The organism is Bradyrhizobium sp. AC87j1 (genome assembly GCF_002936975.1).
GTDB lineage: Bacteria > Pseudomonadota > Alphaproteobacteria > Rhizobiales > Xanthobacteraceae > Bradyrhizobium > Bradyrhizobium shewense.
Map to the genome: position 1 here is coordinate 39,451 of NZ_PTFE01000043.1, position 26,338 is coordinate 65,788.

25 protein-coding genes are annotated in these 26,338 nt (G+C 64.0%); 20 read left to right on the plus strand and 5 right to left on the minus strand.

What is annotated here, in order from left to right:
• The first annotated feature begins 167 nt into the window (after positions 1–167).
• From CV770_RS21985 to CV770_RS22030, 9 genes are all read left to right on the plus strand, one after another.
• The gene (locus CV770_RS21985) at positions 168–662 is read left to right on the plus strand and encodes a hypothetical protein (RefSeq protein WP_095426616.1); all 495 of its coding nucleotides are present in this window, start codon (positions 168–170) and stop codon (positions 660–662) included.
• 102 nt (positions 663–764) lie between these two features.
• The gene (locus tag CV770_RS21990; RefSeq protein WP_091960724.1) at positions 765–2,831 is read left to right on the plus strand and encodes a sigma-54-dependent Fis family transcriptional regulator; all 2,067 of its coding nucleotides are present in this window, start codon (positions 765–767) and stop codon (positions 2,829–2,831) included.
• A 17-nt stretch (positions 2,832–2,848) separates the two neighbouring features.
• Complete coding sequence (locus CV770_RS21995; RefSeq protein WP_091960727.1) at positions 2,849–3,298, plus strand: hypothetical protein; 450 nt, start codon at positions 2,849–2,851, stop codon at positions 3,296–3,298.
• The gene (locus CV770_RS42705) at positions 3,295–3,603 is read left to right on the plus strand and encodes a hypothetical protein (protein ID WP_201759974.1); all 309 of its coding nucleotides are present in this window, start codon (positions 3,295–3,297) and stop codon (positions 3,601–3,603) included. Before CV770_RS21995 ends, CV770_RS42705 begins: the two co-directional genes overlap by 4 nt.
• A gap of 8 nt (positions 3,604–3,611) precedes the next feature.
• The gene (locus tag CV770_RS22005) at positions 3,612–4,727 is read left to right on the plus strand and encodes a WD40 repeat domain-containing protein (protein ID WP_245453825.1); all 1,116 of its coding nucleotides are present in this window, start codon (positions 3,612–3,614) and stop codon (positions 4,725–4,727) included.
• A gap of 47 nt (positions 4,728–4,774) precedes the next feature.
• Positions 4,775–4,957 carry a hypothetical protein gene (locus CV770_RS22010; protein WP_091960733.1) on the plus strand — a complete coding sequence of 61 codons (183 nt, stop codon included), beginning with the start codon at positions 4,775–4,777 and terminating at the stop codon, positions 4,955–4,957.
• A 777-nt stretch (positions 4,958–5,734) separates the two neighbouring features.
• Positions 5,735–5,896 carry a DUF2934 domain-containing protein gene (locus tag CV770_RS22020; RefSeq protein ID WP_091960736.1) on the plus strand — a complete coding sequence of 54 codons (162 nt, stop codon included), beginning with the start codon at positions 5,735–5,737 and terminating at the stop codon, positions 5,894–5,896.
• Positions 5,893–6,078: a hypothetical protein gene (locus CV770_RS22025; protein WP_104463822.1), complete on the plus strand. Its 186-nt coding sequence runs from the start codon at positions 5,893–5,895 to the stop codon at positions 6,076–6,078. Before CV770_RS22020 ends, CV770_RS22025 begins: the two co-directional genes overlap by 4 nt.
• A gap of 224 nt (positions 6,079–6,302) precedes the next feature.
• Positions 6,303–6,581: a DUF2934 domain-containing protein gene (locus CV770_RS22030; RefSeq protein WP_201759975.1), complete on the plus strand. Its 279-nt coding sequence runs from the start codon at positions 6,303–6,305 to the stop codon at positions 6,579–6,581.
• Positions 6,582–8,208: 1,627 nt separating this feature from the next.
• Here CV770_RS22030 and CV770_RS22040 read toward each other — a convergent pair.
• Entirely contained in the window at positions 8,209–9,996 is a 1,788-nt protein-coding gene (locus CV770_RS22040) for a peptide ABC transporter substrate-binding protein (protein ID WP_091961161.1), read from the minus strand.
• A gap of 339 nt (positions 9,997–10,335) precedes the next feature.
• Between CV770_RS22040 and CV770_RS22050 the strand changes: the two genes are divergently transcribed.
• The 8 genes from CV770_RS22050 to CV770_RS22085 all read left to right on the plus strand — a co-directional run bounded on the left by CV770_RS22050 (position 10,336) and on the right by CV770_RS22085 (position 18,222).
• Positions 10,336–11,130, plus strand: a complete 795-nt coding sequence (locus tag CV770_RS22050; protein ID WP_104463825.1) for a MetQ/NlpA family ABC transporter substrate-binding protein — start codon at positions 10,336–10,338, stop codon at positions 11,128–11,130.
• 152 nt (positions 11,131–11,282) lie between these two features.
• Entirely contained in the window at positions 11,283–12,317 is a 1,035-nt protein-coding gene (locus CV770_RS22055; protein WP_104463826.1) for a putative FMN-dependent luciferase-like monooxygenase, read from the plus strand.
• 35 nt (positions 12,318–12,352) lie between these two features.
• The gene (locus CV770_RS22060; protein ID WP_104463827.1) at positions 12,353–12,955 is read left to right on the plus strand and encodes a CMD domain protein; all 603 of its coding nucleotides are present in this window, start codon (positions 12,353–12,355) and stop codon (positions 12,953–12,955) included.
• Positions 12,956–12,970: 15 nt separating this feature from the next.
• On the plus strand, positions 12,971–13,549 hold the full coding sequence (locus tag CV770_RS22065; RefSeq protein WP_104463828.1) for an alkylhydroperoxidase domain protein: 579 nt from the start codon (positions 12,971–12,973) through the stop codon (positions 13,547–13,549).
• Positions 13,550–13,607: 58 nt separating this feature from the next.
• Positions 13,608–14,762, plus strand: coding sequence for an ABC transporter substrate-binding protein (locus CV770_RS22070; RefSeq protein ID WP_104463829.1), 1,155 nt, complete (start codon positions 13,608–13,610; stop codon positions 14,760–14,762).
• Positions 14,763–14,816: 54 nt separating this feature from the next.
• Positions 14,817–16,640, plus strand: coding sequence for an ABC transporter permease (locus tag CV770_RS22075; protein ID WP_104463830.1), 1,824 nt, complete (start codon positions 14,817–14,819; stop codon positions 16,638–16,640).
• Entirely contained in the window at positions 16,640–17,485 is an 846-nt protein-coding gene (locus tag CV770_RS22080; RefSeq protein ID WP_201759976.1) for an ABC transporter ATP-binding protein, read from the plus strand. Before CV770_RS22075 ends, CV770_RS22080 begins: the two co-directional genes overlap by 1 nt.
• Positions 17,482–18,222 (plus strand): ABC transporter ATP-binding protein, encoded by a 741-nt coding sequence (locus CV770_RS22085; RefSeq protein WP_091960769.1) that lies wholly within the window; start codon positions 17,482–17,484, stop codon positions 18,220–18,222. Before CV770_RS22080 ends, CV770_RS22085 begins: the two co-directional genes overlap by 4 nt.
• A gap of 3 nt (positions 18,223–18,225) precedes the next feature.
• Here the strand turns inward: CV770_RS22085 and CV770_RS22090 are convergent, their stop codons facing one another.
• Together CV770_RS22090 and CV770_RS22095 are read right to left on the minus strand one after the other, a co-directional pair.
• Complete coding sequence (locus CV770_RS22090) at positions 18,226–19,740, minus strand: helicase HerA domain-containing protein (RefSeq protein ID WP_104463832.1); 1,515 nt, start codon at positions 19,738–19,740, stop codon at positions 18,226–18,228.
• Between the two features lie 103 nt (positions 19,741–19,843).
• A complete protein-coding gene (locus CV770_RS22095; protein ID WP_104463833.1) occupies positions 19,844–20,662 on the minus strand; it encodes a YkgJ family cysteine cluster protein in 819 nt (272 codons plus the stop codon).
• Between the two features lie 260 nt (positions 20,663–20,922).
• Between CV770_RS22095 and CV770_RS22100 the strand changes: the two genes are divergently transcribed.
• Positions 20,923–21,507 (plus strand): hypothetical protein, encoded by a 585-nt coding sequence (locus tag CV770_RS22100; protein ID WP_104463834.1) that lies wholly within the window; start codon positions 20,923–20,925, stop codon positions 21,505–21,507.
• A 22-nt stretch (positions 21,508–21,529) separates the two neighbouring features.
• On the opposite strand, the gene CV770_RS22105 is transcribed toward CV770_RS22100, so the two are convergent.
• Positions 21,530–22,594, minus strand: a complete 1,065-nt coding sequence (locus CV770_RS22105; protein ID WP_104463835.1) for a ketopantoate reductase family protein — start codon at positions 22,592–22,594, stop codon at positions 21,530–21,532.
• A gap of 862 nt (positions 22,595–23,456) precedes the next feature.
• On the opposite strand from CV770_RS22105, the gene CV770_RS22110 reads away from it, so the two are divergent.
• Entirely contained in the window at positions 23,457–24,539 is a 1,083-nt protein-coding gene (locus CV770_RS22110; protein WP_104463836.1) for an alpha/beta hydrolase family protein, read from the plus strand.
• Between the two features lie 75 nt (positions 24,540–24,614).
• Here the strand turns inward: CV770_RS22110 and CV770_RS22115 are convergent, their stop codons facing one another.
• Complete coding sequence (locus CV770_RS22115; protein ID WP_104463837.1) at positions 24,615–25,094, minus strand: MarR family winged helix-turn-helix transcriptional regulator; 480 nt, start codon at positions 25,092–25,094, stop codon at positions 24,615–24,617.
• A 511-nt stretch (positions 25,095–25,605) separates the two neighbouring features.
• On the opposite strand from CV770_RS22115, the gene CV770_RS22120 reads away from it, so the two are divergent.
• Positions 25,606–26,338: porin (locus tag CV770_RS22120; protein ID WP_146101332.1), on the plus strand; the 733-nt coding region annotated here is incomplete at its 3' end.

The window sequence follows — 26,338 nt, forward strand, 5'->3', positions numbered from 1 at the left end:
TGACGCCTCATGTTCCGCCGCACCGCTTCAGGCTCGAAGCGGTCGGGATATCTTAGGTGACAACGATCCGGAACGCGGTACAATCTTGGAAGCTCCGGCATGAGCCGAAGGAGGCGTGTAACAAGCCTTCACGGACATCCGACTAGCCGGGCAGGAGGAAGCGGGACATGGCCTACATCATCTCCAAACGCGACGGTCCGCACCGCGAAGAGGTGGCGGCGAAGGACTTCCTTCAGAAGAACCGCACCACCATCAACTCGCTCGCCAATCATCTGACGCTCGGGCGTTGGCAGGAGTTGCGCAATCCGAAGCCTCCTTCACAGCCTGAGCCATCGGGCAAGCTCTGGTCCACGTCTCCGGCGCGGCCAAAAGAGCTCGAGCCCTATGTGCGGATCAGCTTTAATGGTCGTGTCGTGATCGCCGATCTCGCTTCGGGCCGGCAACTCCATTTTGTCGGCGAGCTGCGCGGCAGCGGCCGATCGCGCCACTTCGCGCTGGCGACGCGCGAGAACGGGATCTTCGATCCGCTGGACGACGAGTTGTACAAGGTCCTGATCGACCTGGAAGGCGTGAGCGTCCCCGATGAGACGTCGGAGGCGCAGCTGGAGCAGGTCATCTCAAATCGTCTCGGCTTGGACGCGATCGCCAGAAGCATCGAATAGTCTCCACGACCTGGACCTTGCGGGATATCGATCTCGATCGGGTCCGGCTCATGTCGTTTCTGCCGATCAAGCTGTGTTTGCCCATTCAGATTTGGTGCCCCAATGCTGACGGAAACGTTCATGGCTAAGCCGCCGTTTTCCCTGGAAGGCTACAAAGTTCCGGACGCGACTGATGCGGAGCAGGGGCGGCCCTACGATGAACGAGAGACCAACAGAGCGTGGGAAAACTTCCTGACGTTCGGGGACGCGAAGCGCGAGGACGCGCTGGTGCGAGGCGTCATCGAGGAGTCGTGGCAGCGCAGCATCCAGTCGGGCGTCGATGCCCGTTGCAAGGGCAGCGGTCTCATCGCCTCGCCGGACGATCTCTATGAGCTGCGTCTGAAGAACGACGATCTGCTCGGCTCCAGCGCTCAGACGTTTCGCCGGGTGGCGGATGTCCTCGGCGATGCGGCCACGATGTTGGTCATCACCGACAGGAACGGCGTCGTGCTCGATGTCGGCGGCGACCAGCGGACGATCGATGCGGGGCACGATATTCGCCTCGAAGTCGGCGCCGATTGGGGCGAGACGGTGACCGGCACCAACGGCATTGGCACGGCGCTCGTCACGGGCAAGCCGGTCCATGTCCACGCGGCGGAGCACTTCTCCGAAGGCATCAAGGCCTGGACCTGCGTCGGCAGCCCCATTCGTAGCCCGATCGACGGCAGCATCATCGGCATCATCGATTTTTCCGGACCACAGGCGATCTTTCACCGGCACAACGTCGCATTGGCGGTGATCGCCGCCAACCATATCGAGCTTGCGCTCTCGGAAAAGATCCGGCTCGAGAGAATACTGCTGCTCGAGGCGAGCATCTCTCGGATGCCGGGGATGGGCAGCGCCGACGGCGTGGTGATCCTGGATCGCTTTGGCCGAGTGGTCCATCACAACGACATGGCGTCGGCTCGCTGGCGGCGGCTCGCGCAGTCTCGTGAGTTGAGCATTGGGTCACAGATTCTTCCAAGTCGCGAAGGCCTGTTGGGAAAAGACCTGGCCGAGGGGTTGCCCGAGGAGCTGCGCGAGCAGCGGATCGAGCCACTAATCGTTGACGGGGTCGTGAAGGGCGCAATGCTCGTGCTTGCTTCGAAGCCGCGGATTAATCCTGCTGCATCCGAGATGTCGCCGACAACCCGCGCCGCCCTGATGTCGGCAAAGGAAGCAATCGTCGGATGTAGCGAGGCATTGCTTGAGGTGGTGCAGAAAATCGAGCGGGCGGCGCTCGGCCGGACAGCAATCCTGCTCGAGGGCGAGACGGGCGTCGGCAAGGAACTCTTCGCCCGCTTGGTTCATGCCGCCAGTCAGAAGACCGGCAAGGAGCCTTTCGTTGCCTTCAATTGCGGTGCGGTTTCGAAAGAGTTGCTCGGCGGCGAATTGTTCGGGCATGCGCCGGGCGCCTATACCGGCGCTACGCGCGAGGGAAGGCCCGGGCGATTCGAATTTGCCAATGGGGGCGTGCTCAGCTTGGACGAGATCGGCGAGATGCCGATGGACCTGCAACCTTACCTGCTCCGTGTGCTGGAAGAGCGCGCGGTGTACAGACTGGGTGACAGCAAGGCGCGCCCGGTGGACGTCCGGCTGGTGGCGTCGACCAATCGGAACCTGAAGCAGGAAGTGGCCGAGGGACGTTTCCGGAAAGATCTGTACTTCCGGATTGGCGTCGTCAAGTTCACCATCCCGCCACTCCGCGACCGGCTGGGCGATGTCGAGATCCTGATCGATCACTTCAACAGGCAATTCGCTACGATCTACAGCACCCAGCCGCTGCGCTTCGAGGCGGCCACGATGGAGTTGCTGCGCCGCTATTCCTGGCCGGGAAACGTTCGCGAGCTGCGCAATCTGATTGAGAACCTGGTGCTGATGACGATAACCGGCATCGTCACGCCCAGAGACCTGCCAGAGGATTTCGTGGAGGTCACGCCGGCTCAACCTCCCTCAATGTCGGTGCAGTCGGAGAACAGCGCGACGGGATCGGAGGGCGACGAGATCGCGCGCTTTGACGAGATGGAGCGGCGTGCGATCGAGAGGGCCGTCGCAAACGCCGGCGGCAATATTGCGGCTGCGGCGGAAAAGCTGGGGCTCTCGCGCGCTACGCTGTACCGCAAATTGCACCAATACCGTTCCCGGACCTAGCGATCGGGGAGCCTTTCATGGCGGCTGTCTGGGATGAGCAAAAGAGCGGGAAAGGTCCGGCCCCCGCGGCGACGCTGGCCTCGCAGATCCTTGCGCGCGCCGACCGCGACGTCACTTTCGTGGTGCACCTGGTTGGCGAAAGCCAAAGTTTGCTGGTGCGGCATTTCATCTTGTTCATCGAGACCGAGCTCGCAAAGCGCGGCATTAGCTACGGCGTACATCCGCTGCTGCGGCCGTTCGTCGAAACGCATGCACGCGAGCTGTCGGATTTCGTATTGCAGGGGATCGGCTTGCGGCATCAGTTCGGTCTCCAGACCATCGAGACGATGATGGGCGATCCGGCGCGGTTGCTGAGGGTCGATCTGTGGGACTCGGTCCAATCTTACGTCAATGACGCGCAGCAACACTTCGTGTCCGATGCCCGGGGTCTCCAGCGGATCCTTGATCAAATCGAGCCGAGCGCATGAGTGTCGATCCGGAGGTTCTTGTCGAGATGCTGAAGGAGCGGTTGCTCGTCGTTCAGCAGATGTCGGCCGCTCAATCGTGGAACCTTCTGAACCGTCAGCTTGCCGGTGGAGCAGAGTTCGAGATTCAGAGGATTGAGCAGGAGATCGCGGCGACGGGCGATTCGCATGCATTCGCCCAAATTATCGAGGAAGCGCACGAGCGCTGGAAAGAAGCAAAGGCCGGAATGGCAGCATGCGACGCCCAATGCGCCGCGCTGGAACGACGCCTTGAAGAACTCGACAGATGTATTGCGACCGGCAGGTGAGACGACCGATGGACACGATGGAAGCTGAGACGGCTACGCTCTATGACTTCCTTGGTCGGCATTGGACCATGGGAGCGCCCGTTACGAACGCGGCGTTCGACGTTGCGGGACAGGCAGTGGCGTTCGCGCTTGCCGATGGCTCTCTGGCCATCGCTCCGCTGGCCGACAGCGAACCGCCGAAAGACCGTTATCGTATGGCCTTGGACGGCGGTCGACCGACGATCTCGCCACGGCGGAATCCGGTCCCGCCCTTGACGAAAGTCGTCATCAGCGATGCTTCGCTTCATCTCGCCTCGATCGAGCCCGAGGGCTTCATCGCAAGCGATGGCAGTCAGTTGCTGCACGTGTCGGCATCCGGCGTCACGCGACAGGCCGCAAAATTAGCGCCCCCGATCGATCTCGTTGCCCCGGTGCATGCCGGAGGTATTCTGGCTGCTTCCGACGGGTCGGTCATATTCTGCGATTCCAACGGCGAGGTCGGATGGCTTCAGGAGCGTGCGGGAGGGCGTTCGTCCGCGATCGCCGTCTCGCCAGACGGTCGGAGCTTCGCGATAGGAGCTGACGGTTGTCTGCTTGTGCGTGCCTTCGGACCCCGACCTGAGCCCACCGCTACAATGGCTTTGGGCGTCATCTCCAGCTTGGCCTGGAGTCCCGATGGAAGCTGGCTGGCAATGTCCGTCGCAGAAGGAGGTATCGTATTGCTGCGCCTTTCCGATGCGCGCACCGTTCGGATTCCGAGCTATCCTGCAAGCGTCCGGTCTCTTTCGTGGAGTGCAGACTCCCGCGTTCTCGTGACGAGCGGAGCCTACCGCATGATCGCATGGGACCTTTCCAGTTTCGACGACGGTGGCGAACAGCCGACGAGCGTTGGCACCGGCCGCGGTGGCTTCGTACTTGTCGAGGCAGTGGACATGCATCCGGGACGTCCGTTGGTCGCGGCAGGATACACCGACGGCAGGGTCGTCGTTGCCAGGATTGGCGAACCCGACGAACTGGTCGTCAAACCGCCGGGCCGGAGCGCGGTCCAGACCGTCCGCTGGTCCGACGACGGCCAGCATCTTGCGGTCGGAACACATGGCGGCGAGGCGGCAATCGTGACGTTCCCGCCGCAAATCTTCAAGTAACGGCGTGCTGGGCGACGAGCCTTGCCGCGAGCTCCAGGAGTAAGTTCATGACAGCCACCGAAGCGCGAAGCGAAGCCACAAGCAAAGATCACTTCTTCCAGGAACTGGCGGAGCTCTCCGAGCGTATGATTGCCGCGCACGGAAAGGAGTTTTCGATGGGGGCCTTGGTGTTGGCGGCGAGGTTCATCGCCGAAAACAAGCCCTTCGAGAGTAGCGCAACAACGCAGTGACAGGTCAACTAACTGCACGCGAAATCCGGTCGAATGGTCGAGGGGGCATGTCGAAGGGGCTTATTCGGGACAACGCTCGTCCACAAGGCTGAGTGACTCGAGACGCTGTCACTGTATCGTGGCATTGGACTGTGGGATGCGATCCCATACGAGCGGGACGTGATGCACGCCAAGGCGCGGTCGACCTGGTCGAGCGAATTCCGGCGCTTGTGCGGGTTCAAGACAGAAGCCGAATTTCCCGACGTGGTACGATCCTGGTCTGACCGCCTTCCGTGTCTTTCCTGAAGGCGCGGCGAAGGTGCTACATCCGGAAGAGATGTATCCCGCTCGGGCTCGCACCTCCGATCCAGATAAATCTTTGAATTTGCGTAGGATTTTGTTCTTTTGGAATGTGGTGGCGGATCCCCTCTCCCGCTACCAATATCCCCGAGCTTCGCATCTCCATCCTCCCGAGACATTGCACGACCTGCCTGGTGTCCTGACTTTTGCGGCCTGGGATGTGCGGTCGTGATCCCGGTGATGGCGGCCGCCTGGCCTTCTTGAGAGCCTGGGGCGTTGCCCGAGTGGCTCCTGTTCTGGCTGGGCGCCCTGTTCTTTCCTGTCTCAAGGTATTGATGAGGACGTCGTCGCCCGGGCGCGCGCGATTAGGAACTCCCGCGCACGATCGAAGCTTGAATCCGCGGGTCAGCCTCGCCGCCGATCGCTGGCCTGCACGGCCCGCCTCCAAGCCCCCCATACCCCCCAGGGTGGGCCGTGCTTCACCAGAGGAGACGAGAATTGCCCGACCCGACCGAGCAAGAGATCAGAGAACGCGCGCACCGCTTGTGGGAGCAAGCCGGCAAGCCCGAAGGCCGTGAAGAAGAATTTTGGAACGCGGCCGAGCAGGAGCTGCGCAACGAGGACAAGTCGAACACGCTGCGGACGCCGGATACGCTGTGACCGACAAGAAATGCCCATTCTGCCAGGGTCTGGGATGGGTCTGCGAAAACCATCCGCTCCGGGCCTGGAGCGAGAAGCTCGGCGGCTGCCGCTGCGGCGAGGGCATGCCCTGCACCTGCAACACGGCGGAAGATCCGGAAATCAGAGTGGTGATCGTCGAAGCCGACACGACGTGGCACTAGCGGCGTCGACTCGATGTGATGGTGCGTAGGATGGGTAGAGCCCTTGCGAAACCCATCATGCGTCGACGTCATCTAGACCCCCGATGGGTTTCGCTTCGCTCTACCCATCCTACGCTCTCCCATCCCGCTCGCTGTTGTCGAGGGAACAGACCATCCCCGAAAGGAATTCAATCTCCGAACAGCACGGGCTCTGACAACAATCCTTTCCCTCGGCAGTGTCGGCGGTGGACGAGCAGAAAAAGATAGAGCACCAGATCGAACTCGCCACGCGAGCGGCCGCGCTCGTCAGGGACGAAACCACCGGCCAGCGTTTCCGCAGCTTTGCCGAGGAGCTGAAGCGAAAGCTCCGCCGCATGATGCGGCGCGGCCAGGTGCGCGCACGCGCCTACGAGCTCTGGGAGCAGGCGGGCCGGCCGAGCAATCGCGAGCTGGAGTTCTGGCTCGAAGCGGAGCGGCAGGTCGAGGAAGAACGGGAGGAGCGGAAGGGGGCGGGTGGTTCGTAGGCGACAGGTGCCGGCCCGATCGATGAGCATCGCATTCGGATCTTTGCAAGGTCGTCATGCCCGGGCTTGTCCCGCCTGCGGGCCGAAGCCCCTTCGGCGCCGCGAAGGCCCGGGCATCCACGCTTTCAGGTGCTGCATTGCAATGAGAAAAAAAGCCGCCGGGCTCTCCACCCTGGCGGCCTCAAAAGTCCCCTAGCTGTCGATCGCCTCCGCAGCCTCACGCGTACCGCCGTTACCTTGTTTGCGGCCATGCTGGGTCATTGTAAGGGAGGGCGCGTGATTCTGCTGTGATCTGAAGCACACAGTGGAAAAGAGGATGGGGACGGCTGGGATAATGTCACGAGAGCGGGCAGGTAGGACGGTAGAGTACTTGCGAAACCCGTCTTGCCCTCGCATTGGATACACCCAGATGGGTTTCGCTTCGCTACACTGCGCCGCTGTATAGAGAATGCCTTCGCGCTGATTCCACCGGCCGAATAATACCTGAGAAGCGGGCTCTCACTGACGGTCAGATCAATGTGCAGGCGTTCTTCGCAAACGTCTAAGTGTCTGATGAAGCCTGAGTGGAGGCAGTGTGTAGGATGGCGGCGGGCAGAACCCCGCCCCTGTGTCGCCCTCCGTCAACCCCTTCCCATAAAAATATTCCACTTTACCGAAATTCGGTTTCGGCGTATGTGTCGCCCATCCCGGCTCATCCAAGAGGGGCGATCTTGTGTCGTCACTGTCGCGAGCCGGGCTTGCGGTGGACGCGGCAGCGTCGGCATGAGAGGTGCGGGCAGGGCGGGTAGTCCCTGTGAGTCCGTAACCGCGTGCGACGAGCGGCGCTGTTAGGTTCGTCTCGCCGGCAGGTCGATGGCAACGTGCACAACGTCGTCGAACCCTGCGGCGAACAAGCGGGCCGTGCGTACGGCAAAACCGTGTGGTCCTGGCCGTCGTTGCTACGGTCAAGCATCTGCGGAGATGCGCGCGAGCCCAACCGGGCAGACGGCATCGTCAATTCGCGGGGCGAGGGAGGCCAGAAGGAAAGGTCGGCTCCCGGGAGATCACGGCATAAGCCGTCCGACCATCGCGCAGGGAAGGCCGAGTGATCGGCGACACCTGTATGCTGCTGTGCGGTCTCCTTTGCGCATTATTCGCGCAGCAGACCGCGGGTGCCAGCTGGCACCCGGCCTTCCCTGCGCCCTCTTGGCTATGAGGGTGGAGCGACGAAGCAAAGCTCGGGCGGATTGAGCCGCGAGAAGGCGAAGGCGTGTCTGCGGGTTGAGCTGCGTGCCACAATCTCGATCTCGTAGGGTGGGCAAAGCGCAGCGTGCCCACCACTCTCCCGTATTGCTTAAATTCGTGGGCATGGCGCTATGCGCCTTTGCCCACCCTACGGCACCGCCGCTGGGATGTGCACTGGAGCATCGCAATGAAGACGTGGAATGAGCATGCGCCGCACTCCGCTCTCGTGCCCCGGACGCTGCGCAGCGCCCCGGGCGATGCGAAGCATCGGCCGGGTGGTGCGCTGCAGAGCCGGGGCCCATGTCGCGGCATTGGACCGTGTCGCTCCTGGGTCCCGGCTCTGCGCTGCAACGCGCTATGCGCGTTGCAGCTTGTCCGGGACACGAGCGTCGATCCAGCCCCTTCAGGCGCGATACCACGCCGCCAGATTCCACGTGATGGTGTCCCAGCCGGAGATGTCGATCATGAGGTTGTTGGCGCCGGCGTTGACGATGGGGCGTGAGAGCAGCGGCAGGAACACGTGGGCTTCGCAGAAGATCTCGTCGACCTTCATCAGCAGCGCGGCGCGCTTGACCGGGTCGAGCTCGTTCTGCGCGGCCTTGTAGGCCTTGTCGGCTTCGGGATCGGAATAGCGCGAGTTGTTGCGGCCGAGCCATTTGTTGTCCTTGGTGGCGATCTCCCAGGACACGCACTGGTTCAGCAGGCGCTCCGGGTCGGGCTGCGGCTGCGTGGTGTTGTACATCTCCATGTCGGCATAGAATTTGGAGTAGGTGTCGGGATTGCCGACGTCGGAGGAGAAGAACACCGATGCGGTGACCGACTTGAGCTCGATGTCGATGCCGGCCTTCTGGCAGGCCTGCTTGATGATGGCCTGCGTCTTCTGGCGCGGCGCGTTGATCGAGGTCTGAAACACGTATTTGAGCTTCTTGCCGTCCTTCTCGCGGATGCCGTCCGCGCCCTTCTTCCAGCCGGCCTCGTCGAGGATCTTGTTCGCCTTGTCGATGTCGAACTCGTATTTCAGCTTGGGCGACTTGAACTGCTTGGGCGCGTTGACGAAGCTCGCGGTGGCGATGCCGCCGCGGCCGTAGATGAATTTCTGGATCGAGTCGCGGTCGATCAGGAGGTTGATCGCCCGGCGCACCGCCGGATCGGACAGCGTCGGGTGCTTGGACTTGACGCTGGAGCGCTCGCCGTCGATCTCGGTCCACGGGTCCGTCGTGTTGAGGATGATGAACTCGACGTTGCCGGACGGCGTGATGTCGAGCTTGCCTTTGCCGCCCGCCTCCATGCGCTTGAGCACCTCCTCCTCCACCTGCATGTTCCAGGCAAAGTCGTACTCTCCGGTCTGCAGCACGGTGCGCGCCGCGGACACCGCATCGCCGCCACCCTTGATCTCGAGCGTGTCGAAATGCGGCTGGTTCTTGATGTGATAGTCGGGATTGCGTTCGGCGCGGATCAAATCGCCCGGCTTGAACTCGACGAATTTGTACGGGCCGGTGCCGACCGGCTTCAGATTGGCCGGTGCCTCGCGCGACTTGGCGCCGGCATAGTCGCCGAAATGATGTTTTGGCAGGATCAGGCCGACCGAGCCGACGAACGGATCGGCCCAGAACGGCGTCGGCGCCCTGAAGATCACCTTGACGGTGTGGTCGTCGATCTTCTCGACCTTGATGTCCTTGTAGGATCCCGTGGTGTAGGCCGCAGTTGCGAGATCGGCGGCGTATTGCCAGGTGAAGATGACATCGTCGGCGGTGAAGGGCTGGCCGTCATGCCATTTGACGCCCTGCTTCAGCTTCCAGACGACGCTCATGCCGTCGGCCGCAAGGTTGCCGTTCTGCTTGGTCGGGACCTCGGCGGCAAGGCACGGGATGAGGTTGCCCTCCTTGTCCCAGCCGGCGAGCGGCTCGAAGAACACGCGCGAGGCCATCTGGTCCTTGGTGCCGAGCGCGAAGTGCGGATTGAGCAGGGTCGGCGCCTGCCAGAACAGCAGCTTGAGCGGGCCGCCGCCGCCGGCCTTGGTCGGCTTGTACGGCAGTGTGGCATCCGCCATCGCCACGTCGTGCCAGAGCAGGATCTGGCTCGCGATCGGCGCTGCGATTCCGACCGCGGCGACCTTCTGGATGAACGAGCGCCGCGACAGCGTGCCTTGCTTCACCTCCGCGACCAGACCCCGGATTTCGTTCTCGTTCATCAGATGACCCTCCACCGCGAAGACAAATCGTCGCCGGCGGCCATCATGTTGCATCATGCACGAGGCGGCAATGCCGGCGTGACTGCCGGGCCATGCGACGAAATGACGATGGGGAGCACCCTTGGGGGCACGACCCGGCTCGCCGCCCGGAAGCGGCGAGGCTTGGTCATGGCGATACGCCGGGGCTGATTGGGCCTCACGCTTGCGCAGGCGCGTTTGTTCCCCACATCGGATCGAACGGAGAAGCGTCGTCCGCGCCGGGCGGCAAGTTTGGTTTTCCATTTCATTGATTTCATCCGACGGAGAAGCGAATACGGTTCCAATTATTCTCGCCGTGCCATGGAGACCAAGATGTCGTTTCGCTTCCCCCTGATCCTCGCAACCGCGCTCGCCGCCTGGTCGGCAGCAGCCACCGCCGAGACCATCAAGATCGGCGTGACGCCGGGCCCGCATGCGCAGATCCTGGAGGCGGTGAAGCCGATCGCCGCCAAGCAGGGCCTCGACATTCAGCTGCTCGAATTCTCCGACTACGTCGTGCCGAACGCGGCGCTCGATGCCGGCGAGATCCAGGCCAATTCGTTCCAGAACCAGCCTTATCTGGACAACCAGAAAGCCGACCGCGGCTACAAGATCGAGGCCGTCGGCCTGACCGTGAACTTCCCGATCGGCGTCTATTCGAAGAAGCACAAGGCCATCGCCGACCTCCCCGAGGGCGGCAAGGTCTCGATCCCGAACGATCCGACCAATGGCGGCCGCGTGCTGCTGCTGCTGCGCGACAAGGGCCTGATCAAGCTGAAGGACGGCACCGGCTTCAAACCGACGGTGCTCGACATCACCGAGAATCCGAAGAAGCTGAAGTTCATCGAGGTCGACGCGGCGCAGGCGCCGCGCGCGCTCGACGATGTCGACGCCGCCGCGATCAACACCAACTATGCAACCCAGGCGGGCCTCGATCCGGTCAAGGATCCGATCGTGCGCGAGGACCCGAAGGGCCCCTATGTCAACCTGATCGCCGTGCGCACCGCCGACAAGGACAAGCCCTGGGTCAAGATCCTCGTCGACAGCTACCACACGCCGGAGGTCAAGGAGTTCGTCCTGACCAAGTTCAAGGGCGCGGTGCTGCCGAGCTGGTAGGCAATCTGCCCAGCCAACGTCCAGCGAAGTCCAGTGCAGGGGCGATCCCGGCGGGCAGCCTTGCGTATGAGCCTTGCGCAATGCCCGCTTGTCTGGAGCAGCAGTAACCGACATCATCGGCAGCCTGGCCATCCTCGCCCGACAGGGGTCGCATGCAACGCTTTGCAAATCTGAAACGCCTGGGATTTTTCACGCGGCTATTGGACGAGGCCTCGCCCGCCGAGCGCTATCGCTTCGCGGCCGAGCAGATCGTTCGCGCCGAAAAGGCCGGCCTCGATTCCGCGTGGATCGCCCAGCATCATTTCCACGAGCGCGAAGGCGGCCTGCCGTCGCCCTTCACCTTTCTCGGCTACGTCGCAGCCCAAACCTCGCGCATCCGCCTCGGCACCGGCATCGTCACGCTGCCGCTGGAGAACGCGGTGCGGGTGGCGGAGGACGCCGCGGTGCTGGATCTGATCTGCAACGGCCGCTTCGAACTCGGCGTCGGTACCGGCGGCAATCCGTCGGCCTTTGCCGCCTTCGGTCTCGACAGCGCCCAGCGCAACGAGATTTTTGCGCGCAATCTGGAGGTCGTCCGCACCGCCCTGGTCGGCAAGCCGCTCGAGGGCGGCGACACAATCTATCCGCTGCGGCCGCAGCTGGATAAGCGGATCTGGCAGGCCACGTTCTCGGTCGCGGGCGGTGCCCGAGCCGGCAAGGCCGGTGACGGCCTGTTGCTGTCGCGCACCCAGCCGCGGACCAAGGAGGCGCCGCAGGCGACGCTGGCAGAGATCCAGAATCCGGTCATCGACGCCTATCTGGACGCGCTGCCCAAGGGGGCAGAACCCCGCATCATGGCCTCGCGCAGCGTGTTCGTCGCCGACGACCATGCCGAGGCGATGCGTCTTGCAGACATTGGCTTGCGGCGTGCGCTGCCGCAGTTTCTCAAGGGCGGCCACGCCAAGCCGGGCGAGACGCTGGAGGAGATGATCACGGCGTTCGACACCCATGTCGGCGGCGCCGACGAGGTCATCGCCTCGCTGCGCACCGATGCCACGCTGGAGCGGGTGACCGACCTCGTCTTCCAGGTGCATTCGGTCGATGCCCCGCATCCCCATGTCCTGCGCTCGATCGATCTCGTCGCGGAGAAGGTCGCACCCGCGCTGGGCTGGACCCGGACGGCGCCCGACGTGGCGCTGGCGGGCTGATTGGACATGAAGAGCATCGCGTTGCACGAGGCTGCATGATGAGTACGCAGGATATCATCGACACACTTGCCGGGATCGAGCCGGGCTCGGCTCTGGACGCCATCCGCGCCCGCCGCCTGCAGGCGCGCGAGAACGCGCAGAAGAGCTATCTCTCGCTGTTCGAGCCGATCGACGCCGGCGATGTCTCGCTGACCGAACGTGCCGCGGTTGCCGCCTTCGTGACCGGGCTCCATGGCGAGTCCTCCGTTGCCACCTTCTATCGCGATAAGCTTGCCGCAAACGCGGACGGCGCGCGTCTGCTGGAGGCGATCGACGCCGAGATCGCACGAGGCCGGACCTCGGGTCCCTACGGCTCGTATCCGGCCGGTCCGCTGTCGATCGAGAACACCGCCGGCCTGATCTATCGCGTCAGTGCGGCGAGCAAACCGGCGCTCGGCGCCAGACTCGCAGCGGCGCTCGAACATGCGCACCTCCTGGTGTTCCGCCCGCGCGATGCGGCAGCTAGCGACATGAAGGCGCTGCTTGACGCCGGCTGGTCGACCACCGGGATCGTCACCTTCTCCCAGCTCGTCGCGTTCCTGTCGTTCCAGGTGCGGGTCGTCAGCGGCTTGCGCACGCTCGCCGCCGTGAACGCCTAAGAGGAGGCCGCAATCATGAGCGCCACCGTCAATCCGCCCGTCGTCTTCACCCAGGACGAGCTCGGCTGGGTGTCCTGGATCGATCCGCTGCCCGAGGCCGATCTGACCGAGCGGCATTTCGCCGGCCTCGTCGATCGCTCCCGCGCCAAGTCGGAATATTTCCGCCTGCTGGTGCGCGATCCCGAAGTGCTGGAAGCCCGCACCAAGACCGACAAGGACATCTTCTACAATGTCGCCGACGGCCTGCCGCGCGCCGAGCGTGAGCTCGCGGCGGCCGCGACCTCGCGCTACAACGGCTGCATTTATTGCGCCTCCGTGCATGCGCGTTTCGCCAGCACCTATTCCAAGCGCCGCGACGACGTGCAGCGCCTGCTCGACGAGGGCATCAAGGCCGATCTCGGCGAGCGCTGGAATGCCGTGGTCAAGGCCTCGGTGGCGCTGGCCGCGACGCCAATCGCGTTCGGGCCCGACAATATCGCGGAGCTGCGCCGCGCCGGCCTCGACGATGCCGAGATCGTCGACGTCATCAATGGCGCCTCGTTCTTCAACTGGGCGAACCGGCTGATGCTGTCGCTCGGCGAGCCCTCGAAATAGCTGATCTCACCGGCACAAAAATTGCTGCTTGTTTAACATTGAGTGGATGGAGCCGTGCATGAGCAACATCGATCGTCGTAGCCTGGTGAAGGGCTCACTCGCCGTCATGATGGCGGGAGCAGCGTCACGCGCCGCCTTCGCGCAATCGTCCGAACCGATCCTGCTCGGCGTCAGCGGTCCGCTGACGGGACCGAACGCGCAATATGGCACGCAGTGGAAGCAGGGCTTTGATCTCGCGCTCGACGAGATCATGGCGGCCGGCGGCATCAACGGGCGCAAGCTCGCTTATCAGTTCGAGGACAGCCAGAGCGATCCGCGCCAGTCGGTGGCGATCGCCCAGAAGTTCGTCTCCGATCCCCGGATCGTCATGGAGCTCGGCGATTTCTCCAGCCCGGCCTCGATGGCGGCCTCGCCGATCTATCAGCGTGGCGGCCTCGTGCAATTCGGCTTCACCAACTCGCATCCCGACTTCACCAAGGGCGGCGACTTCATGTGGAGCACCTCGGTCAGCCAGGCCGACGAGCAGCCGCTGCTGGCGGCTTATGCCGTGAAGCGTCTCGGCCTCAAGAAGCTCGCAGTGCTGCATCTCAACACCGATTGGGGCCGCACCAGCCGCGACTATTTCGTCAAGGCGGCGAAGGAGTACGGCGCCGAGGTCGCGGTCACCGAGGGCTACATCGCGGAGGAGCGCGACTTCCGTTCTACGCTGGTGCGCGTGCGCGACGCCAGTCCCGACGGGCTGATCCTGATCTCCTATTATTCCGACGGCGCGCTGATCGCCCGGCAGGCGCGGCAGGTCGGCCTGAAGCAGGTGATCTGCGCCGCAAGCTCGGTCTACTCGCCGAAATTTCTGGAGCTCGGCGGCGAGGCGGTCGAGGACGTCCATCTCGGCACGCGCTATTTCCCCGAGGATCCCAGGCCCGAGGTGAAGAAATTCATTACTGGCTTCAAGGCGAAATACGGCGGGCAGGAGCCTGACGCCTTCAACGCTTATTCCTATGATGCGATGAACATGGCGGCCGCCGTGGTCAAGATCGGTGGCACCGACCGCCGTGCGGTCCGCGATGCCTTCGCGAAAGTGAAGGACGTCTCCAGCGTCATCTTCGGTTCCGCGACGTTCGACGTCGAGAGCCGCCGCGTCAAGGGCGCCATGAATGCCGAGCTCGTCGTGCGCAAGGGCCAGTTCGCGCTCTGGGACGGCAAGCCGACCTGACCTAATGGCTAGAGCGATCGCTCCGACCCGTTCTCCCTTCAGTAGGAACGCTGTGTGTCTTCCTGGCTCGACTACACGATCAACGGGCTGATCGTCGGCAATGTCTACGCCCTCGTTGCGGTCGGGCTCGCGCTGATCTTCGGCGTCAGTCGGCTGATCAACTTCGCGCAGGGCTCGATCTATCTGGTCGGTGCCTATATCGGCTGGGTCGCGGTGGTGCAGCTGCATACGCCGCTGCCGCTCACTATCATCGTGGTCGCGGTGGCTGCCGCGCTCGTCGGATTGATCATCGAGCGGTTCGGCCTGCGTCCGCTGCAGAACTCGGTGCGCATCGCGCCGCTGCTCGCGACGATCGGCATCAGCTTCGTGCTCGATCAGCTTGTGATGCTGACCTTCTCGCCCAATCCGCGCGCGCTGCCGAGCCAGTTGCCGGATGTCCGCTTCCAGGTCGGCGGCGGCACGATCGGCCCGCTTGATCTGCTCATTGCCGGCGTCGGCCTCACGAGCGCGCTCTTGTTGTTCGTGTTCCTGCGCTACTCCAAGCTCGGCTGGGCGGTGCGCGCCACCGCGCAGGACCGCGATGCGGCGATGCAGATGGGCGTCGACGTCAACCGCGTCAATCAGGCGGTGTTCGGCATTGCCGCCGCGCTCGGCGGCGTCTCCGGCATGCTGGTCGGCATGTACTACAACCAGATCGACACCGCGATGAGCCTGCAGGCGACGCTCAAGGGCGTCGTGGCCGAAGTGGTCGGCGGCGCCGGCAATGTGCCCGGCGCCGTCATCGGCAGTTTGCTGCTTGGTCTCGTCGAGAGCTACGGCGTTGCGGTGTTCGGCACCAGCTACCGCAATCTGTTCGCATTCCTGCTGCTCGTCGTCGTGCTCGTGCTGCGGCCTAACGGCCTGTTCGCGAGCGCGCATCAGGCGCCGCCCGAGCCGCTCACCGGAACCTTCATCGCGCCGAGCCGCCCGGTGCGCATTCCGCGCTGGGCCTTGGCTGCTGCGGCCGCGATCTTCGCGGTCCTGCCGTTGTTCCCGGTGTCGTTCTACGTGCTGCAGACCCTGATCAACGCCTGGCTGCTCGGCATGCTCGCACTCAGCCTGACGCTGGTTGCGGGCACGATCGGCCAGGTCTCGCTTGGCCATGCCGCACTGCTCGCGATCGGCGCCTACACCTCCGCGCTGCTGTCACTGACCCTCTCCGTACCGGTGGGCCTTTCGATCATCGGCGGCGGCCTGATGTGCGCTGCGCTCGGCACCGCGCTGATCTCGCCGTCGTTCCGCCTGCGCGGGCATTATGTGTCGATCGCCACGCTCGCCATCGGCGAGATCGTCTCGCTGGTGATCCTGAACTGGGAAAGCGTCACACGCGGCCCGATCGGCATCTCCGGCATCCCGCCGCTGTCGCTGTTCGGCTACGATTTGATCAGCCCGACCTCGATCTACTGGTTCAGCTTTGCGGTGATGGTCGTGCTGGCGCTGCTGCAGGGACGCTTGCTCACCTCGCATCTCGGCCGAAGCTTCCGCGCCATCCGCGACGACGACATCGCAGCGCGCGCCTATGGCCTCAGTCTCAACCGCTACAAGTCGCTGGCCTTTATCTTCGGCGGGTTCGCCGCCGGCGTCAGCGGCGGCATCGCCGCGCACCTCTACTCCTACATCAACCACGAGACCTTCAACACGCAGCAATCGATCCTGGCGCTGACCGTGGTCATCCTCGGCGGCCTCGGCAATGTCGTCGGCGCGATGCTCGGAGCGGTCGCGCTGGTGGGACTGCCCGAGGTCTTCCGGATCGCGGCGGAGTATCGCATCCTGATCTACGGCATCGTGCTGTTGCTGCTCGTGCGGTTCAGGCCGCAGGGCCTGTTGGGGACGCTGTGATGGCACAGCTCAATTCCATGCTGTCCCTGCGCGGGCTGACGCGGCGCTTCGGCGGCCTCACTGCGGTCGACGCCATCGATCTCGACCTCGCCAAAGGTGAGCTCATCAGCATCATTGGTCCGAACGGCGCCGGCAAGACGACGCTGTTCAATCTCGTCACCGGGCTCGATCGGCCCGACGCGGGTACAGTTCACTTCGAAGGCCAGGACATCACCGGCCTGTCGCCGGAGCGGCTCGCAGGCGAGGGCATCGCGCGCACGTTCCAGCTCGGCCGCGTCTTCGGCAATCTCAGCGTGATGGACAACGTGCTGATCGGCGCCCACACGCGCTTGCGTGCGGTTAAGCCGGCGGTGCCGGTGATCGGCCCGTTGCTGGAGCTTGGCCTTGCGCTGCTGCGTCCTGCTAGCGTCAAGGACGAAGAAGAGCGGCTGCGCGAGGAGGTGAAAGCCATTCTCGCCCGGTTCGGCGAACGGCTGCTGCCGCGGATCGACCAGCCTGCCTATAGCCTGTCCTACGCCAATCGCCGCCGTGTCGAGATCGCACGCGCACTGGCGCTGAAGCCGCGCCTGCTGCTGCTCGACGAGCCCACGGCCGGCATGAACCCGACCGAGACCGCGGAGATGCAGGCGCTGGTCGCCGAGCTCAAGGCGGAAGGGCTGACCATCCTCCTGATCGAGCACAAGCTGGAGATGGTGATGCGCCTGTCCGACCGCGTCATCGTCATGGACGAGGGCAAGAAGATCGCGGAAGGGCCGGGCGAGGCTGTGCGGAGCGATCCCAAGGTGATCGAGGCCTATCTCGGTCACGGGCTGTCAGGAACGTCGGAGCAGGAGAGCGCAGCATGACGAACTCCTCTCCCGAGCCGCTGCTCATATTATCCAACGTCAACACCTTCTACGGCCAGGCCCAGGTCCATTTCGATCTCTCGATCACGGTCGCGCGCGGCCACATCGTCTGCCTGCTCGGCGGCAACGCCAGCGGCAAGTCGACGACGATGAAGATCATCTTGGGCCTTGTGAAGCCGCGCTCGGGCGATGTCACGTTCGACGGCGCATCGTTGATCGGGCTGACCACGCCGCAGATCGTCCGTCGCGGCATCGCCTCGGTGCCGGAGGCGCGGCGGCTGTTCGCGGACATGAGCGTGCGCGAGAACATCCTGATGGGCGCCTTCGTGCGCAACGACCGCGACGCGGTGGCGCAGGATCTCGACAAGATGCTCACCCTATTCCCGAAGCTCGGTCAGCGGCTGTCGCAGCGCGCGGGCTCGCTCTCCGGCGGCGAGCAGCAGATGGTCGCGATGGCGCGCGCGCTGATGAGCCGTCCCAGGATGATCGTGATGGACGAACCGACCATGGGCCTGTCGCCACTCTATGTCGACCGCGTGCTGGAGCTGATCCGGACCATCAATCAGGAGGGCGTCTCGGTGTTCATGGTCGAGCAGAACGCCAGCCTCGCGCTGGAGATCGCGCACGAAGCCTATGTGCTGCAGACCGGCAAGATCGTGCTGTCAGGCCCGGCGCGGGCACTGAAGGATGACCCTCGAATCCGCGATGCCTATCTCGGCGGCTCCGAGGCCGCCTGACGCTCAGGCCGACACGGCGCTCGCTGCCTGCTCGGCCGGCAGATCATCGCCATTGGGATCGCCGGGGGCCGTGGCCCAGGCCAGCTCGACCAGCGACACGATCCGGCGTCCGCCGCCATCGAGCTGGACGACGATCAGGCCCTGCTCCTCCATGTAGCCGAGCAGCCGCTGCGCCCGGCGCAGCGAATGCGAGCCATAGGCGCGCGCGATCGCGGCGTCGCCGGGACACGGCCAGCCTTCCTTAGCGGCGCGCGCGATCATCATGAACACGCCCTGCATGTCGTCGGGCAAAATGGATGCGCGCAGCGACACGTCCTGCCAGGCGTCGTCTTCAGCCAGATCAGTGCCGAGGCCGGCGCGCGCATGCGTCAGCATGCGGCGGAATTCGTTGAGATCGGGGACGGCGGAGCCGAGGCCCTCAATGCGGCAGCGGACCACGAACTCCTGATAGAGCACGCCGATGGCGCGGAAGCCGGCGTCGGGCTCGGCCAGCACGGCACGCAGCGTACGAGCCACGCGCTCGCGCCGCTCTGCAAGCTCCTCGGCGCTGACGGGCACCTCGACTACATCGGGCCGGATCTCCGGCGTTGCGGCTGCCCTCGCGGCGCGGAGTTGCTCGAGCAAATCAGGCGCCGGCCGGCGCTGCGGGCGGCTGGCATCGGGCGGCGGCGCGGCCAGGATCACGGCGCGCATATCTTCAAGCGAGGATTCCGGCAGCGGCATCAGCCGCGGCGTGGAATTGCGTGGGCTCGTGTCAGTCGGACCGATATGCAAACGCAGCGGCCGGCGCGACAGCGCAGGTCCCAGCGCCATGAACTGCCCACGCTCGAGATCGCGGAAGGATTCCGCCTGCCGCCGCTCCATGCCGAGCAGATCGGCGGCGCGCGCCATGTCGATGTCGAGGAAGGTGCGCCCCATCAAAAAATTCGAGGCTTCCGCCGCGACGTTCTTGGCGAGCTTCGCCAGTCGCTGGGTCGCGATGATGCCGGCGAGCCCGCGCTTGCGGCCGCGGCACATCAGATTGGTCATGGCGCCGAGCGACAGCTTGCGCGCTTCGTCCGAGACTTCGCCGGCCACGGCCGGCGCGAACAGCTGCGCCTCGTCGACGACCACCAACATTGGATACCAATGGTCGCGGTCGACGTCGAACATCCCGCCCAGAAACGCCGCGGCGCGGCGCATCTGGTTCTCGGCGTCCAGACCTTCGAGATTGAGCACGGTGGAGACGCGGTGCAGCCGCGCGCGCTCGCCGGCGACCTGAAGGCCGCGCTCGGTGTGATCCTCGGCCTCGATCACGAGATGGCCGAAACGCTCGGCCAGCGTGACGAAATCGCCTTCGGGGTCGATGATGGCCTGCTGCACCCAGGGCGCGCTCTGTTCCAGCAGCCGCCGCAGCAGATGCGACTTGCCGGAGCCCGAATTGCCCTGCACCAGGAGACGGGTCGCCAAGAGTTCCTCGAGGTCCATGGCGGCCGCGGCGCCTGCCGTGGTCTGCCCCATCTCGATTGCAACCGTCATGCCCGACTCAAGTCCCCGTCATTCGCGGACAGGGGCTTATCAATCCCGCCGCGGCGCGTCGAGCGGCACGGCGCTGATCAAGCCGCGTTGCCCACGGCGGCGTTCAGGCGTGATTCGATAGCCGTAAAAGTGCGGGCCGATAGGGGGCTTGCGGATCGTCGTCCTCGTTCTCCGGGATGACGCAGGAGCCGAATTCCTGCCTGATCCGCTCCATCTCGGCGATGCGCTCATGCAATCGCTGCAAATGCTCCGGCGATGTCGCCCGCCAGAACCGGAACGTGTCGGCCGTCAGCGGCACGAAGGCCGTGCCGAACAGGGTCGGCTCGGGAACGACCGTGCGTCCAAGCAGCAGGAAGCGGTCGGCGCCAGAGACGATCAGGGTCGCATAGCCCCGGTTTCCGATCCGCCTGATGCCATTCAGCGACCATTCGGCGAGCTTGCCGAAATAAGGCTCCTCGCGCCAGCGATCGGGGCAATGGTCGTCGACCGTGACGTTCACGGCATCCTGGCTGAAATGGACGATGATCCCCGACTTCGCCGGGAACCAGTCGTCGTCGAGATGCCCCTGCAGCCAGGCGCAGACGAAGGAGCGGCACATCTGGGGACGGCGGTCGTAGATGGTGCAGCCGGTGCCCGTCTGCCAGTGCTTGCAGAGCTGGTTCACCGGCTTGTCGACGGCGGCCACCTCGAGAATGTCGCAGCAGGCGTTGCAGGATCCGCATTGCCGGGCGAACGGCGCCGTCTTCGGCTGGCCGGCTGCCTTGAAGCCCTGGCCGTCGCGAACCAGCAGCTTCTGCTTCTCCAGCGTGTTCAAGGCGCGCTCGACCTTGAGACGGGACAATCCGGTCGTGTCGATGACACTCTTCATGGTTGTCGCGCCGGCCTCCACCGCGCGAGCGACCTGCAACGTCGACTGATCCATCTTCGATGACTTGTTCTTTCGCCCGTCAATCCGGCTATCGCGGGCAGGCTTGGAACCTGCTGCCCGCAGCCGGCATCTGGTGTCTCTGCCGAGGCATCTCGGCGGCCTCTGTTACGTAAGGCCAGACCTCGCATGGATGCAACGTTTTCGCAAATCTGCGATCACGGAATGGGCGGATTCGGGTCGATTCCGGGCTTTGACGACCGGATTCGATGATGAAGATCAAACCAAGCCTGGGCAGGGACTGCTAGCTCAGGCGCATGAGCTTCCTGACCTTCTTCACGGCGACCTATTTCCTGCTGGCCGTGCCCGGGCCGACCAACACCTTGCTCGCGACGTCGGGCGCGGGGATCGGCATTGTGCGCTCGCTTCATCTGCTTGTGGCGGAGCTCGCCGGCTATCTGCTGGCGATCGCGCTGTTGCGGCTGGCGCTCGGGCCCATCGTCATGGATATCCCGCTCGCGGCCGTCCTGCTCCGCGTCGCAGTGACCATCTACATCCTGTGCCTTGCCGTCATGCTCTGGCGAGTCAACACGCGCGAGCTGCGCGACGGTGCATCGGTGACGTTCGGCCAGGTGCTGCTCGCAACCCTGTTGAACCCGAAAGCGCTCGTCTTCGCCTTCCTGCTCCTGCCATTTGGAGCTGGGCCGCTTGAACTGTTGCCCTGGTTGGGCGCGAGTGCGCTTCAGATTGTCACCGCTGGCGCCGCGTGGATCACTCTGGGCGTAACGCTCGGCCGCGGCGCGCGCCTTCTCGGGCATCCCGACCTGGTCACGCGCACCGGCGCGGTCACGCTTGTCGCGGTGACCGGCCTGATCTGGCTTCAATCATTCCTGAGCGCGTGAGCGCCGACGTCACCGGAAGCGCTTACTGCGCGCCGGATCCGCCCTGCACGATCTTCTCGTTCAGCTTCAGATCGACAGTCTCGACGGTGCGGTCGATCTCGGCGTTGGGCACGCCGAGCTGATGCGAGATCAGCTTCACCAGGAGGTCGACGCGCTCGATGAAGGGCGCGCCGCTCGCGACGGCGCGCGCCGCCGATGACGGCTTGAGCAGGCTCTCGGCGGCCTTGGCGTATTTCGCGAACGGCACCTGGTCCTGCGGGTCGGCGCCGAGCTTGCGGGCGATGGCGTCGACGTGGTCGTAGATCGTCTGCGAGCGCTTGAGGTCGCCGTGCACGGCGTCGCGGATCGACTGCGGATCGTGCGGCGTGATGCAGCGGTAATTGCCGGTGAGCAGCATCGACCATTTCGCCAGCGGCACGAACAGGGAATCGAACACCTTCAGCTTCACCGGCACGTCGTGGCCGTCGAGCGTCACCGCGTCGATGTCGGCCTCGAGCTCGCGCAGCACCTTATTGTGCTTCTCGTCGGCGAACACCGACGCCTTGAAATTGGTGGGCAGGCCGACATGCAGCACGTTCGCGGCTTCTTCCGGCGGACGGAACGCCTGCGGGTCGGGCGAGCACAGCGTCACCAGCCCCGGCTCGAACCGCTCCCACACCTGGGCATTGGTATAAGCCTCTTCCAGATCCATGTCGGCGAGCGCCGGGATCCGCTTCAGATAGGGCAGCGGCGGCATGTTCATGATCGACAGGCACGGCAGCTTCGCCGCGGCGATCTTGACCATGAGAACGCGGACGGTGTGGTTGGTGTATTGCGGCTCCTGCATCGCAAGGCCGACCATGTCGTAGCGGGAGAGATCGACATTGGCGGGGGTCACGGCGTCGAGCTTGCCGGGCAGGTCGCGCGAAAAGATCGCCCGATGCACCGCCTCGTCACGCAGCTTGATGCGCACCTCGGTACCTTCGCGGTTGATCAGCTCCGCGGTCTTGGCGCGGCAGACCAGGGTCACATTGTGTCCCGCCATCAGCAGCTTCGTGCCCAGCAGCGAGCCGTAAGAAGCCCCGAGAATCAATATGTTGCGCGCCATATTCCGTCCCTTTGACAATGTGTGTGATTTTTGAGCCCCGGCCGTCATCCGCGGGCGAGTTGCCGGCATGTAAAGCGAAGTGCGCGGGGATGGCAACTGGGATAATGCATACAAGGCGGCGCCGGATTCCGGCGGCCGGTACGGAGTGAGAGCATCCCTCCGGCAATCCTTCCGCTCGCCGGCAATGACCCCGGCTGTGCGGCGCTCATCCGCGACGGGTCCTCATTTTATCACCCGACGGGTCCTCGCTGTCCCGCCACGTGTGGTGGTCCATCGGCTCGCTCGCATGCGACTTTACCGAATTCGATCCGTCGGATGTTTCGCTCATCCCGGCTCGCTGTGAGGCGCGATCGGAGTCGTCACACTTCGCGCCGATGATCGGCACGTCGGTCTCGCTGTCATCTTATCGTCACATCGCAATCGGCGTCGATGAAGCGGCAATCCGCCGCATCTCTCACCATATCGTGCTTTCACAATGCCGGCCTACGCAGGCATGTATTTTACGTCGGCGAACTGACGTCATTTCGGTTCGCCGATCGCAACAAGAAACGACAAGGGCCGCATCGCAAGTCTGATCGCAAGACTGGCGGAGTGCGCGGCAAACAACTGTGTTCAGCGATGGAGCTGGGACGTGACGATTGAGTTGGGCTGGCCTCGACCTTGTGCCCAAGCGGGCTGGTTGGGAATGGTGACGAAAGACGTCGATGCGGCGGGCAGCATCGACAGGCGTAAGCGCGATGGACGCGATCAGGGGCGGCAGCGATCGCATCGAGCAGATGTGCAGGGTGCTGCGCAGAACGCGAAGCCGGCAGATCTGGGCGCAAGTCCGGGCAACCGTTGACGGCGCCGCTCGGGGGCTGACATGGAAGGTGATCATTGGCCGCACGGCTCGTGCGACGGCGCCGGGCAAAGCCTGGCGCGCTTGCGGGATCGCGCGTCCCAATTTTTCCAAAGCCTGTCCGTCGCGGAGCTTGGGCGTGAGACGGACCGGCATCTGTGGATTTCGGAGTGGTTGAAGGTCGCGGACGACTACCGGACCTTGGCCGAATCCGCGCACCAAAACCGTTCCGCCTGGGTTTCGCGGGAAGCGTGGCTCTGTTCGTTGACGGCCCTCGAAGTCGTCAGACGCTTGTCTTGTCCGGAAGATGTCGAAAGTGCCGGCCTCGCAGACGAGGTCGGCATCAGCCTGAGAGGTTTCGAGGCGGAGGCCGGACTGGCGATTGAGCGGGTCAAGATTGATTGCTTCGACCAGGGGGCGCTGGCCGGCTTCTTTCTGCCGGCGCTGCGTCGTGGGACTTCCGCGCCGACGGTCATCTGCCTCAGTGACGAGGACATCACCCTGGGCTCGATGATGAGCAGGCTGTTGCCGGCCTCACTCTGCGGGACCATGTCGCTCTTGTTCGTCGATGCCGGCAATTCAACCGTGCATCGCTCCTTCAAGCCGGAGCACAGGCTTCAGTGCTGGTTGGACTATCTGGAGGCTCGCCCCGATGTCGATGCGCGGCGGATCGCAATCTATGGCGAAGGGGAGGGCGCCTCTCATGCGTCCCGCCTTGCCCTCTCGGATCGCAGAATAGCGGCCGCCGTGTGCGACGGTGGCCTTTTGACGCCGGTGATGCGTCGAGCATCGCTTCGCTGGATGACCGGTTTCGGGCAGGCGGTCCCTGACGCAGCCTCGACGGGTTCGCTGCCGCCGTCGCGTCGACTCCCGTGCCCGCTGCTCATGGTCGTCGGGAGCCGCTCCATGATATGGGAGCAGGACGCCCTCGACCTGCAAGCCGGCTATCGGCAGACCGGAGCCGATTGCTCGGTCGTGGTGCCCAACAATGTCCGGCACCCGCTCGGTGAGGTCGAGAATTTCATCGCTGTCGACGACTTCGTCTTCGAATGGCTCGGCAGCAAGCTCGGAACGGCCCGTCAGCTTGATCCCGTGACCTACCTCTAGCCCTGGGGGGATCGCTTTCGAGAGCGGTGTTTGCGGCCATGCTTCGAGGCGGTCGCCTCGAAGCCGAGGCGCGCGTCACGACACGTCGATAGCCAGCAATCGTGCCGCCAGCCGGGCGTTCCTGCCGATCGTTGCGAGCGCGGCATTCAGTTCAGCCAGGGTCTTCTCGTCGAGCTCGTTGAAGATGGTCGAATTCAAGACGAGCTTTCTCTTGGACAGTTTTTCGATTTCCGTCGTGGCCTTCTCCGTCAGCGACATCAGAACGAAGCGGGCATCGTCCGGTGCCGGCCGCCGCGACAGGAAGCCGCCCTTTTCGAGGCTCTTGGTCTGGTTGGTCACGAAGGCCGGGTGGACCCGCAACTTGTTCGCGATGTCGATGCCGGCGACGCCGCGCCCGTCGTCCAGTTCGGTGATCGCCATCAAGATCAACCACTGCGGCTCGGTAATGCCCAGCAGTCCGGCCCAGCAGGTATGGATGTCCTCCAGCTGGGAGTGAATTTCGACGACGTTCCAGATGAAGTCCGTAATCGCCCTGTCGAGTTTTTTCTCGATCATGTGGCTGCCCCCCGTTTCCCTCAGTTCACTCTTTTAATGGGATATTGGGGAATCGTCTCGCAAATCGCGCATAGACAATTGTGGCGGACACCGCGCGGCGAAAACGGTTTGACGGTTTAGTACTTGCAAAAAGCAATTAATTAAATTACGTCTCGCAGCACTCAATCTTTGCTGCTCTTGACCCTGTCGATGGACAGCGATGTGAGACCTCCAAGAAAGCCCTCGGGATGCCCCCTGAGGGCTTTTTCGTTTTGGATTAAGGTGTTAGTTGTCGCGCCGACCGCCTCTGTTGCCATTGGGCAACATCTCTGAGGGAAGTTACGATTCACTAAATCAATAAATTGAGGCCGTTGTTTTTATAAACTATACGTGAAGCTACGACGGAGGGGGGGCACCTCACTGTCGTTTCAGTCCGGACCTTCAGTGCGGACCTGAATTGAACGGAAATTAAGTGGGTCAAGCGGCGTCCTCCGAGGAGCCGAGCCCCCTGAACCGACCTGGAGGTTTACTAATGAAGTTGACGAAGACGCTCTTTCTCGGCTCGGCTGCCGGCCTGATGGCCGTCTCCGGGGCGTTCGCAGCCGATCTCCCCGTGAAGGCCAAGGCCGTCGAATACGTGAAGATCTGCTCGCTGTACGGCGCCGGCTTCTACTACATCCCGGGCACCGACACCTGCATCAAGCTGGGTGGTTATCTGCGCGCTGAAGTCGCGTTCAACACCAACAGCAACTACGGCATCTCGAACGGCTCCCCGGCCGGTGCGCACAACCGCCTCAGCAACTACTACCAGATGCGCGCTCGTCAGGATCTCAACATCGACACGCGCACCGCGACCGAATACGGCGTCGTCCGTACCTTCTTCGACGGCGTGTTCACCTGGACCACCGGTGGCTATCAGGGCTCCGGCTCCGCGACGGGCGGCACGGTCTATACCGGCAACCTCGGCCTCAACACCTCCGGCGCGACGCCGGCGCTCGTTGGTTCGTCGATCAACGGCACCGACGGCAACACCTCGGGCGGTTCGCTCGGCGTGTACTACGCCTTCATCCAGTTCGCCGGCTTCACCATGGGTAAGGCCGTGTCGCAGTTCGACGCGCCCTGGACCAACTATCCCGGCAACAACATCGACAGCCTCGTCGGCGGCAGCGGCACGGTCACTGGTGTCAACCAGTTCACCTACACCGCTGACTTCGGTCAGGGCGTGACGGCGTCGTTCTCGGCGGAAGACGCGACGGCCTACTACC